At 46.2% G+C, this 17,102-nt stretch carries 13 protein-coding genes; all 13 read left to right on the top strand.

From position 1 onward, the window contains the following. Nucleotide 1 precedes the first annotated feature (1 nt). The 13 genes from asnB to KZZ10_RS05575 all read left to right on the top strand — a co-directional run bounded on the left by asnB (nt 2) and on the right by KZZ10_RS05575 (nt 17,086). Nucleotides 2–1,936 (top strand): asparagine synthase (glutamine-hydrolyzing), encoded by a 1,935-nt coding sequence (gene asnB, locus KZZ10_RS05515; RefSeq protein WP_259660489.1) that lies wholly within the window; start codon nt 2–4, stop codon nt 1,934–1,936. Continuing rightward, nucleotides 1,933–3,192, top strand: a complete 1,260-nt coding sequence (locus KZZ10_RS05520) for a glycosyltransferase family protein (RefSeq protein ID WP_259660490.1) — start codon at nt 1,933–1,935, stop codon at nt 3,190–3,192. The genes asnB and KZZ10_RS05520 overlap by 4 nt, the downstream gene beginning before the upstream one ends. Next, a complete protein-coding gene (locus KZZ10_RS05525; protein ID WP_259660491.1) occupies nt 3,189–4,472 on the top strand; it encodes a glycosyltransferase in 1,284 nt (427 codons plus the stop codon). The genes KZZ10_RS05520 and KZZ10_RS05525 overlap by 4 nt, the downstream gene beginning before the upstream one ends. Further along, nucleotides 4,472–5,836 (top strand): glycosyltransferase family protein, encoded by a 1,365-nt coding sequence (locus KZZ10_RS05530; RefSeq protein ID WP_259660492.1) that lies wholly within the window; start codon nt 4,472–4,474, stop codon nt 5,834–5,836. The genes KZZ10_RS05525 and KZZ10_RS05530 overlap by 1 nt, the downstream gene beginning before the upstream one ends. Further along, entirely contained in the window at nt 5,833–6,759 is a 927-nt protein-coding gene (locus tag KZZ10_RS05535) for a glycosyltransferase family 2 protein (RefSeq protein WP_259660493.1), read from the top strand. Before KZZ10_RS05530 ends, KZZ10_RS05535 begins: the two co-directional genes overlap by 4 nt. Further along, nucleotides 6,760–7,914, top strand: coding sequence for a glycosyltransferase family 4 protein (locus tag KZZ10_RS05540; RefSeq protein ID WP_259660494.1), 1,155 nt, complete (start codon nt 6,760–6,762; stop codon nt 7,912–7,914). 2 nt (nt 7,915–7,916) lie between these two features. Continuing rightward, nucleotides 7,917–8,999, top strand: coding sequence for a glycosyltransferase (locus tag KZZ10_RS05545; RefSeq protein WP_259660495.1), 1,083 nt, complete (start codon nt 7,917–7,919; stop codon nt 8,997–8,999). Next, a complete protein-coding gene (locus KZZ10_RS05550) occupies nt 8,992–10,155 on the top strand; it encodes a glycosyltransferase family 4 protein (RefSeq protein ID WP_259660496.1) in 1,164 nt (387 codons plus the stop codon). The genes KZZ10_RS05545 and KZZ10_RS05550 overlap by 8 nt, the downstream gene beginning before the upstream one ends. 13 nt (nt 10,156–10,168) lie before the next feature. Beyond that, nucleotides 10,169–10,951: a glycosyltransferase family 2 protein gene (locus KZZ10_RS05555; RefSeq protein ID WP_259660497.1), complete on the top strand. Its 783-nt coding sequence runs from the start codon at nt 10,169–10,171 to the stop codon at nt 10,949–10,951. 11 nt (nt 10,952–10,962) lie between these two features. After that, on the top strand, nt 10,963–12,786 hold the full coding sequence (locus KZZ10_RS05560) for an LIC_10190 family membrane protein (protein ID WP_375372547.1): 1,824 nt from the start codon (nt 10,963–10,965) through the stop codon (nt 12,784–12,786). 116 nt (nt 12,787–12,902) lie between these two features. Then, the gene (locus KZZ10_RS05565; RefSeq protein WP_259660499.1) at nt 12,903–14,042 is read left to right on the top strand and encodes a glycosyltransferase family 9 protein; all 1,140 of its coding nucleotides are present in this window, start codon (nt 12,903–12,905) and stop codon (nt 14,040–14,042) included. A 17-nt stretch (nt 14,043–14,059) separates the two neighbouring features. Then, nucleotides 14,060–16,114 (top strand): O-antigen ligase family protein, encoded by a 2,055-nt coding sequence (locus KZZ10_RS05570; RefSeq protein ID WP_259660500.1) that lies wholly within the window; start codon nt 14,060–14,062, stop codon nt 16,112–16,114. 18 nt (nt 16,115–16,132) lie between these two features. Further along, entirely contained in the window at nt 16,133–17,086 is a 954-nt protein-coding gene (locus KZZ10_RS05575; RefSeq protein WP_259660501.1) for a UDP-glucose 4-epimerase family protein, read from the top strand. Nucleotides 17,087–17,102: the final 16 nt, after the last annotated feature.

Genomic DNA, 17,102 nt, shown 5'->3' on the forward strand with positions numbered 1-17,102 from the left:
CATGTGCGGCATACTTGGACTATTTCATCGTGTTTCCTCGCCACGTCCGGTCCTGGCCGATCAATTAGTGGCGAACCTGTTGCACCGCGGCCCTGATGACCACGGTGCCTATAGCGACGACCACGTCCAGTTTGGCCACACACGATTGTCCATTATCGATCTAACCAAAGCTGGCCATCAGCCGATGGTGAGTCATCAAGGGCGATACGTGGTTACCTATAATGGCGAAATTTATAACCATATTGAGTTGCGCGCTGAACTCGCGTTGCTAGGCTCACTATTTTCTACGCGATCTGATACCGAAGTCCTGTTGGAGACCTATCACGTATGGGGCCGTGATTGTGTAAAGAAATTCGTCGGCATGTTTGCTTTTGTAATTTGGGATACACAAGCGAAAGAAATATTTATTGCACGAGATCGTTGTGGTGAAAAACCTTTTTTCTATCACTTCAATGGTGAACAGTTTGTGTTCGCCTCAGAACTCAAAGGCTTACTCCCGCTATTACCCGAGCGTCCATTGCTCGACCCCATCATTGTCGACCAGTATTTACATTACCAGTATGTCCCTGAGCCCAGGACTCTATTACAAGGGATTCAAAAGCTTGCGGCTGGGCATTCGATGCTGATAACGCTTGCTGATTGGAAAGCAGAGCCTAAGCAGTATTGGAGCGTTGAAACCACTTCATTTCCGATTCAGCCGCAACAGAATAAAGGCGATATTCTGACTCAAATCAAAGACACGTTTGAGTCAGCAGTAAAAATGACGTTACGAGCCGATGTGCCTGTTGGTGTTGCCTTGTCTGGTGGAATTGATTCAAGTGCAATTGCTGCGTTCGCACAAAAAAATACTCAACAGCCACTCCATGCCTTTTGCGTTGGATATCCTGGGCGCCCACAATATGATGAGCGAGCACAAGCGCGGGAGTTGGCGACCTCTCTCGGAATGATTGTTCATGAAGTCGAGCTACCAGTAGATAGTTTTGTCGATTTTTTCCCGAAACTAGTCGATATTATGGATGAGCCGATTGCAGACCCCGCTGCATTTGGTCACTATTCTGTCCCTAAGGCCGCAGCCGATCAAGGTATTAAAGTTTTGTTGTCCGGCATAGGTGGCGACGAAGTATTCTGGGGCTACTCGTATGTAACGGAGGCTGTAGCACTGAATCAGTTGATGCTTGATCGGCCAGCGCTTTATAAGTTCGCGCACTGGTTAGGATCTGTTGGGGGGCGCGAGTTTTTGTTAAGGGTGGCGCATTATCCGCATGCTCACCCCGCAATTAGGCGTTGCGCAGACGTCTTGCAAAAGCTTGGCGATGTGCGTCAGCCGCCAGATCAGTACCTTTACTACCTTCTCCATCCAGATTTTTCAGGTGCGTACCTCGTTGCGTCACAATACTATGGCGATGCAATGGGAGCCGCGACCCGGGAGACACTTTTCCGTCCTACGGCAAGTAGAAAAAGTGAGCAACAACGTATACCTAGCGCGATCATTAAGTTGCTGTTTGAAACTTGGCTGACGTCTAACTGTCTCTCATTAGGAGATCGTGTTGGTATGGCGGTTGGCGTAGAAACGCGAATGCCGTTTCTTGACGTAAATCTCATCGAAAAAGTGATGGCGTTGCGTGCATACCATCCTGACAATGCCTTAGGCCAAAAGGCTTGGCTACGCGCTGCCCTAAAGGGCGTCTTGCCAGATCAAGTATTGGCTCGCCCCAAAGCGGGATTCCAACCGCCGATTAAGGAGTGGCTATGGGGTGTCATAAAGAAATATGGCGATAGTTTGCATGACGGACAGCTTGTAAAGGCGGGCATCATTAACGCTAACAAAATTCATCTATTGCTGGGTGAAAAGGCCACACAAGATTGGCACACACTATTTTTAGCCTATAAATTGGTGTTACTTGAAACGTGGTACCAGAGAGTGGTTCACGCATGAAAAGAAGTCTACCAACAATTTTGATTTACAACCCGATCTCTGGACATGGGCATCTAGACTCGTGGAATGCCCTATTTGTATCGATTCTACTCGAGGCAGGATGGTCGGTTTGCGCTGCGACCCCAAACGCCCCAGATCTCATTGCTCGATTGAGGAAAAAAGGACTAGCCGAATCTCCCAATCTACAAGTGCTTAATTGGGAAGTGCCACGTCGTACCCTTGCTGCAAGAATTGGAAATCGACTACTACGGGTTTTAAAGAGTCTTTACGGTCAAGCAACCACAGAACATCAACATGATCCGCGCTTTCTTCGCGTAGATGAATTTTTTAATCGACTACGTTATTTGCGCAGGCAGTGTAAATGGAAGGTTGCCATGACGCTCAATATGTATATGGATATGTATCCGACGAGTCGAGACGATTGGAAAGTGTTTCTAAAGTCCAACGAGCTACCGTGGTCGGGAATTCGATTTGTCCCGACCCCGGGAGCCGAAGAAGGTTATTACCAACTACCGTCCTTGGCCGGGATGTGTTTTTTGGATCAAAGAGTCAGTGATGCCTATCAAAATTTTTTACCCCATAAAAATTTTGAGTATTTGCCTGACATAACCGACAACACTCTTCCGATTGAGCAGACCCAATTATTATCTGAAATAAGGGGTAAGGCAGGCACGAGAAAAATAGTCTTTCTTGGGGGTACTCTTGGTGGTACTAAAAACTTAAGTTGTTGGTATCAATTGATTGCGCGGATGGATGCAACGCGCTGGTACTTTGTACAGATTGGCGAGTTGTTTGAAGATACTTTATCGGATGAAGACTTATACGAACTGAACAAAATCAGGGCACGCTGTCCTGAGAACTTATTCATTAAGCAAATGTACTTGCCAGATGAATCACAATTCAATGAAATAATTAACGGCTGTGATGCAATCTTTGCGGTGTATCGCAATTTTTCGATTAGTAGCAACATGCTAGGGAAAGCAGCTGCATTTGGCAAACCGATTCTTGTCGCACATGGGCAGCTCATGGGCGAGCGAGTTCTTCAATATGGAATCGGTACGACAGTGGTGGAAAATGATGTATCTGGGATGGAAATAGCCTTAAAGAGTTTAGTTGGTAGCCCTCAACCCCGACATGATAGTTTTGAAGCCTATCGCCGGGACTTCGGAGTTATAGAGTTGAGTACGCGGCTATGCCATTTTTTGGCGGCATGTATCGAGCGAAAATCTGATAAAAACCGACCCCTCCCTTTATGAAAGTATTACATTTATCAACCGATGATTTTAGCGGTGGTGCTTCGCGCGCCGCTTATCGACTACATACTGCACTGCTGCAGTGTGGAGTCGATAGCTCCATGCGCGTGTTAGTTCATCAGACCGCAAATGCAAAAGTCATCGCAGGTAAGGGACCCCGCAGTTACATAACAAAAATAAAAGACAAACTTGCTCAAAAAGGGCGTGCCGTGTATCGGCGCAACTTCCGCGGCAGTAGCCCCATCATGCATTCCTTTGGTGATGTCAGTGCGGGAATTGTCAACGAAGTTAACGCCAGCGATGCTGATGTCGTCCACCTACATTGGATCGCGAACTTACTGTCAATCAGAGACATCGGTAAGATTACAAAGCCAATCGTATGGACACTGCATGATATGTGGGCTTTCTGTGGAGGAGAGCACGTTGTTTTTGACTTTGATGTCAGTGCGCGCTTTAGGACAGGATATAGATCGGATAACCGACCAATTGGTGAGTCTGGCCCTGACCTCAACCGCCTAAGTTGGGAGTCCAAGCGACGCGAGTGGTCCAATCAACGATTTGAGTTTATTGCACCTGGCAAATGGATGGCAGATTGCGTCGCGGCTAGCGCTTTATTGAAGCACCATCCAACACACACCATCCCAAACCCCATCGAGTTGAATCACCTTTGGCAGCCTATCGATAAGAGTTTTGCACGCGCTGTCTTGGGATTAGACCAGCAAAAGAAGTATGTATTGTCTGGCTCTGCCGGCGGTATGGCGCACTTGAAGGGCGAGGACTTGCTGAACGAGTCACTCACGAAGCTATCTGCACACAGCTCTGATGCATTTGAGTTGTTGATATTTGGACAATCACAGCCTTTAGCGAAAATTGAGACTCCTTTTAAGACGCGCTGGTTGGGGCGTGTAAATGATGACCATGTGATGCGACTGATTTACTCTGCGTCTGATGTGATGGCTGTTCCGTCTCGAATCGATAATTTGCCGAACACCGCTATTGAAGCTCATGCGTGTGGTGTTCCAGTGGTTGCTTTTGATGTTGGCGGTCTTTCGGATATTGTTGATCATCTTCAAAGCGGTTGGCTAGCCCCTGCTTTTGATACAGATAACATTGCACATGGAATTTTTTGGGTCCTTCAAGACAGTGCCCGTTGGGCGCAGCTCTCATCCCATGCTCGTAAGATCGCTGAACAGCGATTTGCACCAAAACTTATCACTGAAAAGCATCTGGAGATTTATCAGAAAGCTATTGCGAAACAGCTCACAACGTCACAGGATGTGTGATGAAAGAGTCTGGCTATATCCTCGTATATAACCCAATCTCAAATGAAGGCCATCTAGACTCGTGGCACGTTCTGTTTATCCAGATGCTGCGCTCAGAGGGATGGAAGGTTATCGCGGTATCGAAAGAATCGCTAGCCCTCAAGGCGAAACTTGTAGCGAAAGGCCTTGAGTTGTCGGAAAACTTAATTGTCTATCCCGTCGTGCCACCTCCTAGAACGATACGCTCTCAAGTGCGCCGAATATCCGAGGCCTTGAGAATAAAAGGTGATTTGTTACGTCATCAAAGCAACTCAAAAAGCAGTTATGCATTCGCGATGCGTACCATTGTCTTAAGTGCCTGCGCCGCGATGAATGGCGCTGAACGACTTTATCGAGGGTTAAAGAAACGAGGAGTGAGTCGGCCCGAAGTCGAGCAAGTAACTGAGTCAGTGGTTAACCCGACGGAGTTCTCGCATACCTTAAATGAAGTGATTTTGAATTACCCAGGTCAGGTTTCTGTTGTTTTGAATATGTATATGGATCTGTATCGAGTTGATACAGATGCGTGGAAAGACTTTCAGTTCGTTGAGGCAATTCCTTGGTTCGGCGTATGTATCACCCCATCTACCGAGTCGCCACCCGCGTATTATCGGCTAGGTGACTTTAAAGGTGCATTTTTTCTAGATGAATTGATTTGTGAGCGCTATCAGTCGCTCTTGCCAAGTAAAAGTTTTGGCTACATGCCTGATATCGCAGATACAGATCTGCCTCCCCATCGTACATCCTTAGTCGGCGAAATCCTAAGGCGTGCCGCAGGCCGAAAAGTCGTTTTTATGGGCGGCTCAATTGGTAAACAAAAAAATCTTGTAGCTTGGTATGGGCTGATACGAGAGGCTGACTGCAGCAACTGGTATTTTGTTCAAATTGGACGGATTAATCGAAATAATCTAACACCACTCGATAAAACGGTATTGAATAACGCTTTAGCTGAGCCCATCGAGAATCTGACGATTTATCCAGATTATTTGGCTGATGAACGTGAATTTAACGAAATAATTTCAGTCGCAGATGTGATTTTTGCGGTGTATCGGGACTTCGAGCGAAGTAGCAACATGCTCTCTAAAGCTGCTTATTTTGAGAAGCCGATTCTCGTATCTGATGCGCACTTGATGGGCGAACGAGTCCGGCGTTATAAAATCGGAGTAGGCGTTAAAGAAGATAACGCTGCGAGCATTTATGCTGGACTAAACCTAATAAATGCTAACCCAGTTGGCAGTCAAAATTTCGAGCTATATCGCCGAGATTTTAATGTTCAGAATGCCTCTCAACGACTATCAAGCTTCATCCGCGCTGCCCTCACTGATAACCCATGTAAAAGTGCATGATGTCTGAATTTCAGCTAAACACCCCAGTTGCTCTTATCATATTCAATCGACCTGATACGACAGAGCGAGTGTTTGCCGAAATTGCAAAAGCTAAACCTCCTGTTCTCTTGGTTGTGGCAGACGGACCGCGTGAAAATCGTCAAGGAGAGGCTCAGAGGTGTGAGCAAGCTCGTGCTGTTGTAGCCCGCGTTGATTGGCCGTGCCAGGTGCTAACCAACTATGCCGACGTAAATATGGGCTGCAAACTCCGTGTGGCAAGTGGGATTGATTGGATTTTTGAGATGGTTGAGTACGCAATCATTTTGGAAGATGACTGTCTGCCGGAACCTACCTTCTTTAGGTTTTGCGAAGAGATGCTGATACGTTACCGTGATGACGAACGTATAAGCATGGTTTCAGGAGGTAACTTACAGTTTGGGCAGCGCCGGGGCCTAGGAAGTTACTATTTTTCGCGATACACCCATATTTGGGGTTGGGCGACCTGGCGCAGGGCTTGGCGACATTACGATCGAGATATAAGTCTGTGGCCTCAGCTGAGAGCTCAGGGGTGGATCGAATCAACATTCAAAAACAAAGGCGAACGGCAATACTGGAGCAGCTCTTTTGATGCCGTTCACAGTGGCGCGCTTGATACGTGGGACTGTTCATGGACGTTCGCATGTATGTTGCGAGATATGTTGCAGATTTCCCCAAATGTGAACTTGATCTCTAATATAGGCTTTGGTCCCGGCGCCACCCACACACAGACAGTTGGTATACATGCGAACATGGCAACCGAACCTATGGAATTTCCATTAGTCCATCCAGAAGTCGTTGTGCCTAGTAAAGAGGGAGACGATTTTATTTCTAATGACCAAATCGCACCGTCCTTTATTAAAAGGCAGTGGCGTCGAATAAAAAGTTATCTATCTTGGGCGAAATAGGTGCGTATTGCATTTGATCATCAAGCATTTTGCTTACAGCGCACGGGTGGCATATCGCGATATTTTTGTGAATTAGCGAATGCTATTTTGTTGGCGCATGAAGAGCTACGTATTTTTGCCCCGCTATATCGCAATATATATTTACGGAAAGTGCAGCAATCAAAAGTAGAGGGGTTTTGGATCAAGGATTACCCACCCTACACGGCAGGGTTATGTACTAACTTAGTCGGTGCTTGGGCTAACTCAAAGATTAAGCACTGGCGCCCTGATGTACTGCATGAGACTTATTACAGTCCAACAATGAGCGGCAACAAAAAATTTCCTGTTGTGTTGTCAGTATTTGACATGATCGGAGAATTAAACTTGATGGGCAACGCACATCAAGTTGGTGACAAAAAAAATTCGCCGAAGTACCGTGCTGTCAAACGCGCTGATCACATAATCTGCATTTCTAAATCGACACAGCGTGACTTAGTTGAACTATATGATGTCCCGGCATCGAAGACTTCGGTTATTTATTTGGGTGGTGATGCGTTACACAGTAATGCAACAGACTGTTTGACTAGTAATGCACCATTAAGCATTGACCTACATACGCCGAATAGAAATGAGAAGCCCTATCTTTTATATGTGGGATTGCGTGAGGGGTATAAAAATTTCGTTGCCCTGCTCGGCGCTTACGCTAAGTCGACACGGTTATCGACGGATTTTGATCTCGTTTCGTTTGGTGCAGAACCCTTTAATGCTCACGAACAAGCTGAAATTACTAGGTTAGGTTTGTCTCAGGACCAAGTGCGTCACGTTCATGGCGCGGATGATGTCTTGATTGATCTTTACCGCCATGCATCGGCATTTGTATATCCATCAAAATATGAGGGTTTCGGCTTGCCGCCGCTCGAGGCGATGGGGCAAAGCTGTCCTGTCGTAAGTAGCAATACGAGTTCTATGCCTGAAGTTATTGGAGATGCTGCAGAATACTTCGATCCCAACAACATCGATGACATGATTTATGCAATGGAGCAAGTCGTGTATTCGCCTAGCCGAACCAGAGATTTGATAGATAGAGGACGTGTTCGAGCCAAGATATTTACTTGGAATAGGTGCGCAGCCGAAACCTTGCTCTCATATCGGGCCGTTAGCTCAAGAGCTGGATAAAAATGAACATACTATATTTGTATACCGAGGTCATGGGCTACAACTTATCCGTTTTTGATCATCTGGCAGATGATTATGGGGCGATGGTTCATGTCGTGAGGTGGACGCATAAAAACAATACGCCTTTTCAGCCTAACCCGACCAGTCGAGTTAAGTATTACGATCGATCGCTCTATTCGACAGAGGAGCTTTGCAAATTAGCCAAGGTGCTAAATCCAGCAGTCGCTTACATCTCCGGATGGCAAGACAAGGGCTATCTGCCCGTAGCCCGTGAGCTAAAAGCCAGTGGTATCCCCGTTGTGATGGGACTAGATAGCCAGTGGGTTGGAAGTATCCGACAGCGTATTGGCGCTCAGCTTATAAGACGCGTCTATAAAAAGCGATATTTTTCGTTCGCATGGGTACCTGGCCCATTGCAATACGAGTATGCGTCACGGATAGGTTTTTTGAAATCTGAAATTATTTGTAATCTTTTGTCAGGTAACACGGACTTATTCTCGCATAGCGATTCTGCCTTAGACGGCGATAAAAGTAATCGATATCCGAAGCAGTTTTTATATGTGGGTCGATTTGTGGAGGCCAAAGGAATCGACATACTGATAGCGGCCTATCTAAGATACCGAAATGTATTTAGAGGTGACTGGAAACTAAAGTGCGTGGGTAATGGGCCGATGGAGAAGCATCTTTTAAAGGCACAGCAAGATAATCACGAAATTTCTGTTGAGCCGTTTGCGGATCAGTCAGTTCTTGTTCGCTACGCAAAGGAGTCAGGAGCTTTTATCTTGCCAAGTCGCTACGAGCCTTGGGGCGTTGTTGCTCATGAATTCGCATCAGCTGGATTGCCTTTAATTCTTTCTGATGCAGTTGGATCTAAACAGCAGTTCTTAGTTAATGGCTACAACGGGTACGAGTATCCGAGTCATTCAGCAGAAAGTCTTGCATTAGTCATGCATCGCCTCTCCCAGAAGTCTGAAGAGAATTTACGTGAAATGGGGAGGCGAAGCACCCACCTTGGCTTGAGCCTATGTCCGAAAATTTCGGCTGCAAGTTTGATTTCCGTTAGCAAGGTGTCTCGAGATGAGTGAGATTGTCGTGGCAGTTGACGCGTCTCGGATCCGGTCGGGTGGAGGTGTGGCGCACTTAATTGGGATTTTGAATGTCAGTCAAATTGATGTTTTTGGTTTCAAAGAGATTCACGTTTGGAGCTATCAAAAACTACTTGATGCCATTCCTGATAAATCATGGCTGCATAAGCATTATGTGGTGGAGTCTGAACAATCCATCATTGCGCAGCTCAGGTGGCAGGCCAATAAGTTACCCCAAGAGATTCGAGCTCATGGATGCGATATCTTGTTTTCAGCCGACGCTGGTACCGTATGTAGATTTGCACCAATGATTGTGCTTAATCAAAACATGCTCCCTTATGATGAGGGGGTGCTCCGTTTATTTGGATTGAGCAGAGACCGAATACAGCAAAAGATAATCTATTATGTACAGAAGCGAGCTTTTTTGTCGGCGACAGCTTCCATTTTTCTTACGCAACACGCAGCAGATCAAGTTCAACGCCACACCGGAAAGTTAAAACATACGCAGATTATTCCGCACGGTGTAGGACAAATTTTTAAAGATACTCGACACCGAGCGCAGTGGCCCCAAGACAGCTCAGCAGCTATCAGATGCTTATATGTATCACCGATACTAGAATATAAGTATCAATGGGTTGTTGTACGAGCGATTGAATTACTGCGCAATCGTGGACATAACCTAACGCTCACTCTTGTAGGGGGTGGTGGTAGACGAGCCAAGAAAATGCTTGATAGACAACTCGATATTTCAGACCCAAAGCGAGAGTTTGTTGAAGTCCTTGAGTTTTTACCTCACGCCAAAATTCCTGAATATATTGCCGATGCGAATATTTTTATTTTCGCTTCAGGCTGTGAAACGTTTGGAATCTCTTTGCTCGAAGCAATGGCGGTGGGTGCGCCAATCGCCAGCTCTAATCGCAGCAGTCTGCCCGAGACATTAAAAGATGGGGGCATTTACTTTGACCCAAGAGACTATTTGTCTATTGCACAATCTATACAAGAACTGATGGACAATCCAGAGCTACGGGCTGATATAGCAAAGCGTGCAGCCAATCTTTCTGGACATTACTCTTGGGAACGGTGCGCTGACGAGACTTGGCGGTTCGTGAATCAAACATACAAAGCGTATGTCTCTGCTAGTCTGGTAAAAAACTAAAGATAGCATCCTGATGAAAATTTCAATTGTGACGATTTCTTTTAATCAGCGAGAGTACTTGAAGGCAAGTATTGAGTCAGTCTTGTCGCAACAGGGCTGCTCGCTTGAATATATCGTCGTAGATCCTGGCAGTACGGACGGGAGTCTTGAACTAATTAACTCTTATGGCGACCGGATCATCAAAGTGTTTCAGCCAGATCTCGGCCCAGCGGATGGTCTGAATCAAGGCTTCAAGATCGCCTCTGGCGATATCTATGGCTTCATTAATTCGGATGACTATCTTTTGCCCAATGCCTTGGCTGCAATTGCGCGTTTTTTTGATAGTTCGGGTGCGGATACATTTGTCAGCGGAATGGGGTTTACTCAGTTTCCAGACGGACGTAGACAGTTGGTTAGCCCCAGTGTGCTGAGTAGGCGTTCGATGCTTTGGCGATCAGCAGTTATTTTTCAGCAAGCAACGTTTTTTCCAGCTGAACTATTTAAGGGAGTTGGTGGATTTAATGTTAAAAACAAAACTTGCTGGGATTATGAGTTGTATCTTAAGTTTTTGATGAATGGCGCATCGCATAAACTTATTGACGATGAGTTGGCGGTATTTCGGCTACATGATCAGTCAATTTCTGGGACTGGTCGCTTAAACGACTTGTATCGAGAAGAGTTAGACAGTCTATTTCAACAGTATGTCGGTCGAAAACGAAACTGGACAGACGGGTTGACCACTACTTATTTACGTGCGGAGAGGGAGCTAAGGCGGCGTATGGCGCAAATCCTTTTTCCGCCCAAGAGATCTACTTGATTTCCTCTAGTATGCTCCTCGGCAATGCCATCTCGGATTTGATCATCCTATCGACAGTACTTTTTTTAGCTGCATTAACCGCAGATGGTTGGGGCAGGCTAACTTTTAGGCTCGTTGGGCTGATTCCTCCAAAAGCAATTGACACCAGTTCAGTGTGGTTAGGCTTCGCAGTCCTGTGTGCTCTAGCAGAGCTTATACAACTATTTGTGCGACTCGATGCGTACGTAACGTTAATCATCGTCATTATTGGAATAGGAAGCTATTCCATCGATAGACATTTTTCGATTGCCTCCTGTATCCGTAATGGAATTTCCATTTGCAAAAAGCATATTTTTTTATTTTCACTTGTTCTGATCGTAACGATAGTGTGGTGCCTCCGCGCCATGGGTTCGCCCAATAACGTAGATTCAGGGCTGTATCATTTTCAAACGATCCGTTGGCTGAATGAGCATCCATTAATTTTTGGACTGGCAAATGTGCATTGGCGCTTTGCTTTTAATCAAAGCTACTTTGGCTTTCTTGCGTTATTAAATCTTTATCCGTTCTGGGGTAAAGGCTACGCCGCAGGGGGGATCTTTCTCCTGACACTATCAATGTGTACATTAATTGAAGTCGGCGCGCGACAAACTAAGTTGTGGCGATGGACGGTCGGTGGGGTGTTGTTTGTATATTTTGGCTATGTAGCCGGCACCTTATCGAGCCCAGCTCCTGACATCGCGATTGGATTGGTCGAAATTGCAATTGCGTTACTGTTGATGCGGATTGCATTGTCTGGACCGGGTACGGAACAAACTGACCGTGACTTCTTGGTTGTAGCCGTTCTTTGCTTTACAGCCGTGACGATAAAACTTAGCGGTGTGGCGTTCAGCGCGATTAGTATTTTTTGCGGGCTGATTTATCTAAAATTTAAGCTGCATACTGGTGCGTCAGTATTATTGCGGCTGGCTGCACTGATTATGTTTGCAACGGTTGTTCACAGCATCAGAAGCTATATATTGTCTGGCACAATCATGTTTCCGAGCACGGCACTTGCTCTGGTTGATAAGGAATGGTCGCTACAGCTTTCTCAAATTCTGTTTGAGAAAGATTTAATTCTAAGCTTTGCGAGACGACCTGATATTTTAAATCCTGCAATCGTTCTTGGTAATTGGGAATGGTTTCCTGAATGGTTTGCTCGGATGGCCGTCGATGTGATTAGTATTTTTGTCGTTTCTTTTTTTGCAATGGTAGTAAGTATCGCTGGTTCGATTTTTATTGCACAAAAAAAAGAGGTAAAGCGTCTTAACGTACTGTACTTGCCACTCGTTGGTAGTGTAACTTTTTGGTTTTTAACCGCACCAGACATAAGATTTTTAGGTGCAGTACTGCCACTGTTTCTCGCAACCGGGCTCTGGTTGGCAATTAGGCAAATTCAACTGACTCAGTTTGGACAAAAACTAGAGTCGTATACGTTGCCCAAGGGCAGCGAGGTGGCGCTTGCCTGCGGCCTACTTGTCTTATCCACAAAGTTGATGGGTATCCGAGCGATTTCATTAGAGGGCTGGCAACCGATCCCTCAAGTACACGCAGAGCTCCGTCGCACTGACTCTGGGTTCTATATTTTTGTCCCTGGCGGTGGTGGATTTTGTTGGGATCACCCCTTGCCCTGCGCTCCTATATTTCATCCTAATTTACGTTTCAAGGACGCTCCGTGGACGATTGTTGGAACAGACCTCGAAATAGAGAGGAAGTACTTCACGACCAAAACAAATCCTGATCCTACAAAAAATCAAATTTATCGATTTGTTCCGAATAGCGATAGTCAGGCCCCCGCTAACGATCCCGTTTCTAAATGAGAAAGATGGCACATCTTCTTCAGTGCATAGGCAATAAAGTAAGGCGTATGGCGTTATGGCCGTTTCGCAGAATTAAGAGCATATTCAACCAGATAATTGATCGAATTTTTTACCTGATGTTTGATGAGAAATGGTTTATTGATCATTTCTTCCGTGGTCGATCAGGCAGCAGGTCCGTATTACTAGTTAGGCTCGACTTAATTGGCGACTTTACGCTTTGGCTGGATAGCGCGGCTGCGTACCGTCAGATCTATCCAGAGCGAAAATTAGTACTGTGTGCGAACCGTTTGTGGGCAGAGCTTGCTAGGCAGCAGCCTTACTGGGATGAAGTGATTGAGGTAGACGTTGCTCGACTTCGTGCCGATCATATGTATGGTTTGAAGTTAATGCTTAGCTTGTATTGGCGAGGCTTTGAGATCGCTATTCAACCGACTTATTCGCGTGAGATTGCCGTTGATCGACTGGTGAGGGCAACAGTTGCGCTTGAGCGAATCGGGCAAGAGGGAGATACAAGCAATCTTCATGCGACGGACAAGAGGATAACTGACACCTGGTACACCAGGCTGATCCCTGTAGGCGCGCCCCAGTCTATGGAAATCCAAAAAAATGCTGAATTTGTTAGAGTCCTTGGAGCCTCGAATTTTCGGAGTAGTGTTGGCCGCTTAATTTGGTCGCCGCCGCCGACTGCTTTTTTTCATTCTGATAGACCATATGTTGTGCTCTCTCCTGGCGCGTCGTGGCTGCCAAAGGCTTGGCCAGCAGAGAAATTTGCGTATTTGGCGCAGGAGCTCTACTTAAAACAAAACATGAGAATTGTATTGTGCGGTGCGCCAGCAGACCATGCCGTGTGCGAACGCATTATTCGTGCGACGATGATACCCATCGATAATCTCGCAGGACAGACATCTCTCACACAGCTGTTAGAAGTGATAGCGGGGGCTAGTTTAGTAATCTCTAATGACTCGGGCAATATTCATTTAGCCGCTGCGCTTCGAATACCGTCGGTATGTATTGTCGGCGGTGGGCACGTATCGAGATTTCTGCCCTATATCGTTGATAGTGAACAAGACTGCGTGCTCCCCAGGGTTGCCGTACATCACATGGAGTGTTTTGGTTGTGGTTGGCAGTGCAAGTACCCAATCAATGCAGGAGATCCAGTGCCATGCGTATCCAACATTGAATTGTCAGCCGTTACGGCTCTGTGTCGGGACGCGCTGATAGGTACGCCGCCTAGCGTGCGAACGGTAGAGTCTTGAATATGAGCAGACTAAATATGCTGGCAAGCGAAAGGTCGTTGACTGAAAGGCTGCAAGGGCTTGTGGGTTTTACGGCACTAGCGCTTGGCTGTGGGGCAGTGCTAGTAGTTATCGGTAGTTATCTTTATGGATATCTTCAGCCAGTCCGATGGCCAACGTTATTTTATTTCTGGCTAGCCTTCTTTGTGACACTCTATTCGGAGCGGAAGGGGGTCATATTATTGGTGTTCTTGCTGCCTCTCGTGCCCCAGCTACATTGGCAGTTTCAATTCTTTTTCCGCCCTGCAGTGCCCTACTTTGTAACCAGCGCGGGTATTGACTTGGTCGTTGGCCTTATGACGGCGTTTCTTGTTCGGCATATAGCATTTATAAAAAAGAATGGTATTAAAAAAATTACGATCCCTCTTCCTGTTGCGATCCTGACGGTATGCATTTTTCTATCAACGGTATTAGCAATATCCCGAAACCTTTGGCAATCTACAAGCGAATTTCTCGTTGTCCCGTTAATGAATCAAGCACTACGATTCAAGCTATTTGCACGGGGAAATGATTTTTCTCCGATCGCGGACTGGCTGGCAATCTCGATCGGATTATTTCTATTATTGATTCTGGCTAACTGGCTGAAAGGGAGGAAGGATAAAGACGAGCTAATTTTTAAGCCAACAATTCTCTCATTGGGCATTTCAGCTTCATATGGAATCTTCCAAGCGCTTACTGCAATAGGCCTGCCGATAGCGGCAGCTGAGTATCGTCCAGAAAGTTTTGGATATAGTGCGTTTGGTTTTCAGCCAGATATACACGCATATGCTGCACACATGATGCTCGGAGCGGTTGGGCTGTTTGGTGTGTTGAGCCGGCTAACATCTAATCACTGGTGGCGCTTTACATGCGCAGTCATTGTTTTGTGTTGGATTGCGCTCTTTTTGAGCAAGTCGCGGGCATCGCTAGTGTTTAGCCTTGTTGTATTACTGGTCATTGCCTTTTTTTCTATTCGTCGTACTTTCCAAAGGCAAGAAAGAAACACTCTGATTATGTTCACGACTCTCGGATTCGGCTGCGCTGCAGTCATACTTTGGCTGAGTCCATGGCTAAGCGACTTAGTTGTTCAGGTTTCAAATGTGAAATCTTTGACCTTTGATCAAATTAATCTGCTGTCTAGTCGACGCCTAGAACTCTTTATTAGCGCGATTAGGATGTTTTTAGAATATCCGCTTTTAGGTCTTGGACAAGGAAATTTTCTACTTAGCTCGGCAGTTGTGCCCTTTAGTCATTCAGCATGGATGGCTCAGTCGGGGGGCGAGAACGCGCACAATTATTTTTTACAAGCACTTGCGGATACAGGAGTGATTGGGTTTATTTGTTACGTTGCGCTTTTATTGTGGCCCCTGTGTCGTGCTCGCCAGCTAAGCGTTCTTGTACCTGTAAGCATGGCAATCATAAGTCTCTTTTTAGGTAACGTATATTCACACTCGTTCCTCATTCGTGAAAATCTACTGCTGCTATGCGTTTTTATGGCGCTTGCTTATTCTTATGCACTGCCCTCAGTGGAACGCTTGGTGGTTGAACCCCCGCATACATTTTCGCGTTGCAGAGTATCCGGAATATCAGTCGTTCTAATTGGTCTGGGTATTGTTTCTGTGACCCCATTCGCTGTTCGGGAAATTGTTGGCTCATTTGGCCGAGTTCCATTTGAAAGAGGGAGCATGTGCATACGTCCGATGCCGATTCGGGGGGACGGATGGACAACTGGCCTCGTGACGATTCCTTTGGCCGCAGACCAAAATGGTGTCCGAATTTCAGCGGATGTTAACGGTATACCCGAGTCGTACTCACCTCAAAGTATTAATGCAGTTCTTGAAGATGATATTGGTGCTGTGCTGTTGAGCCAGAAATTTTCTGTATTGAACGGACGAGTTGAAATGGAAATAGCTATACCTAGTGCTTATAAGAACTTGGCAAAATCATCACGTGTCCGCTTGAGTGTTGATCGATGCTATACGCCTAGTAACTTAAGCGTGAGTGAAGACAACACCCGCTTGGGAATCCATATCAATAAGATTGAACGATACTAATTTGTAGGTTAGAAAACTATGGATACAGTTTTGGTAACGGGTGCTAACGGGTTCATTGGTTCCGCCATTCTGACCAAACTACAGCTGAACCAACAGTACCGGGTCCGGGTCGCAGTTCGACAGTCTTCACGCCCTTATCCTGATGATATTCATGTGTATGATGGTTTAGAACTTGCACTTAACACGGATTGGACGAGTGCACTTTCCTCGGTGGATGTGGTGATCCATTGTGCGGCGCGTGCGCATTTATTGAGAGATACCTCGGCAGACCCGCTGGCCGACTTCAGACGTGTAAACACAGAAGGAACGCTCACACTTGCGTTTCAAGCAGCGCAGGCTGGAGTAAAACGGTTCATTTTTTTGAGTAGCCTAGGTGTGAATGGAGCGGAGACAACCTCTCAACCTTTCACGGCGAGCGATATTCCTAGCCCCCATTCCCCTTATGCGCAGTCGAAGCTCGAGGCTGAAGTCGCGTTATTGAAGCTCGCCCAAAGGACAGGCATGTCGGTGGTTATTGTGCGTCCGCCGCTTGTTTATGGACCGAATGCGCCAGGGAATTTTGGTGCATTATGTCGGCTGGTACAGAAAGGGCTACCACTCCCCTTGGGCTGGATAAACAATAGACGTAGCTTTATTTCTGTAGATAATTTAGTCGACTTAATATGTCGGTGCATCGACCATCCAAATGCAGTAAATCAAGTATTGTTAGCTTCTGACGGTGAGGACTTATCCACAACTGAACTACTTAAAAAAATGGGTGTCGCTTTTGAGCAAAGATTGCTCTTGGTGCCAATGCCTGTTCCCGTTCTTAAGCTTGGCGCCCAACTTTTAGGCAAGAGCAAGCAGGCGCAACAGTTGTTGGGATCGTTACAGGTGGATATAGAAAAAACTAAGTTGATGCTTGATTGGAGGCCGCCCTTTAGCGTTGAGCAGGGACTTCGTAAGACAGCAGAATACTGGCAGAAAGCGTAGTAGAGTCCAGCACCTT

The organism is Zwartia hollandica, assembly GCF_019923725.1.
GTDB lineage: Bacteria > Pseudomonadota > Gammaproteobacteria > Burkholderiales > Burkholderiaceae_B > Zwartia > Zwartia hollandica.

Bases quoted from the DNA above. Each gene is read 5' to 3' on its own strand.
- KZZ10_RS05570 (WP_259660500.1), top strand. From the start codon at position 14,060: ATGCTGGCAAGCGAAAGGTCGTTGACTGAAAGGCTGCAAGGGCTTGTG.
- KZZ10_RS05525 (WP_259660491.1), top strand. From the start codon at position 3,189: ATGAAAGTATTACATTTATCAACCGATGATTTTAGCGGTGGTGCTTCG.
- KZZ10_RS05545 (WP_259660495.1), top strand. From the start codon at position 7,917: ATGAACATACTATATTTGTATACCGAGGTCATGGGCTACAACTTATCC.
- KZZ10_RS05565 (WP_259660499.1), top strand. From the start codon at position 12,903: ATGTTTGATGAGAAATGGTTTATTGATCATTTCTTCCGTGGTCGATCA.
- KZZ10_RS05575 (WP_259660501.1), top strand. From the start codon at position 16,133: ATGGATACAGTTTTGGTAACGGGTGCTAACGGGTTCATTGGTTCCGCC.
- KZZ10_RS05535 (WP_259660493.1), top strand. From the start codon at position 5,833: ATGATGTCTGAATTTCAGCTAAACACCCCAGTTGCTCTTATCATATTC.
- KZZ10_RS05530 (WP_259660492.1), top strand. From the start codon at position 4,472: ATGAAAGAGTCTGGCTATATCCTCGTATATAACCCAATCTCAAATGAA.
- asnB (WP_259660489.1), top strand. From the start codon at position 2: ATGTGCGGCATACTTGGACTATTTCATCGTGTTTCCTCGCCACGTCCG.
- KZZ10_RS05520 (WP_259660490.1), top strand. From the start codon at position 1,933: ATGAAAAGAAGTCTACCAACAATTTTGATTTACAACCCGATCTCTGGA.
- KZZ10_RS05550 (WP_259660496.1), top strand. From the start codon at position 8,992: ATGAGTGAGATTGTCGTGGCAGTTGACGCGTCTCGGATCCGGTCGGGT.
- KZZ10_RS05555 (WP_259660497.1), top strand. From the start codon at position 10,169: ATGAAAATTTCAATTGTGACGATTTCTTTTAATCAGCGAGAGTACTTG.
- KZZ10_RS05560 (WP_375372547.1), top strand. From the start codon at position 10,963: ATGCTCCTCGGCAATGCCATCTCGGATTTGATCATCCTATCGACAGTA.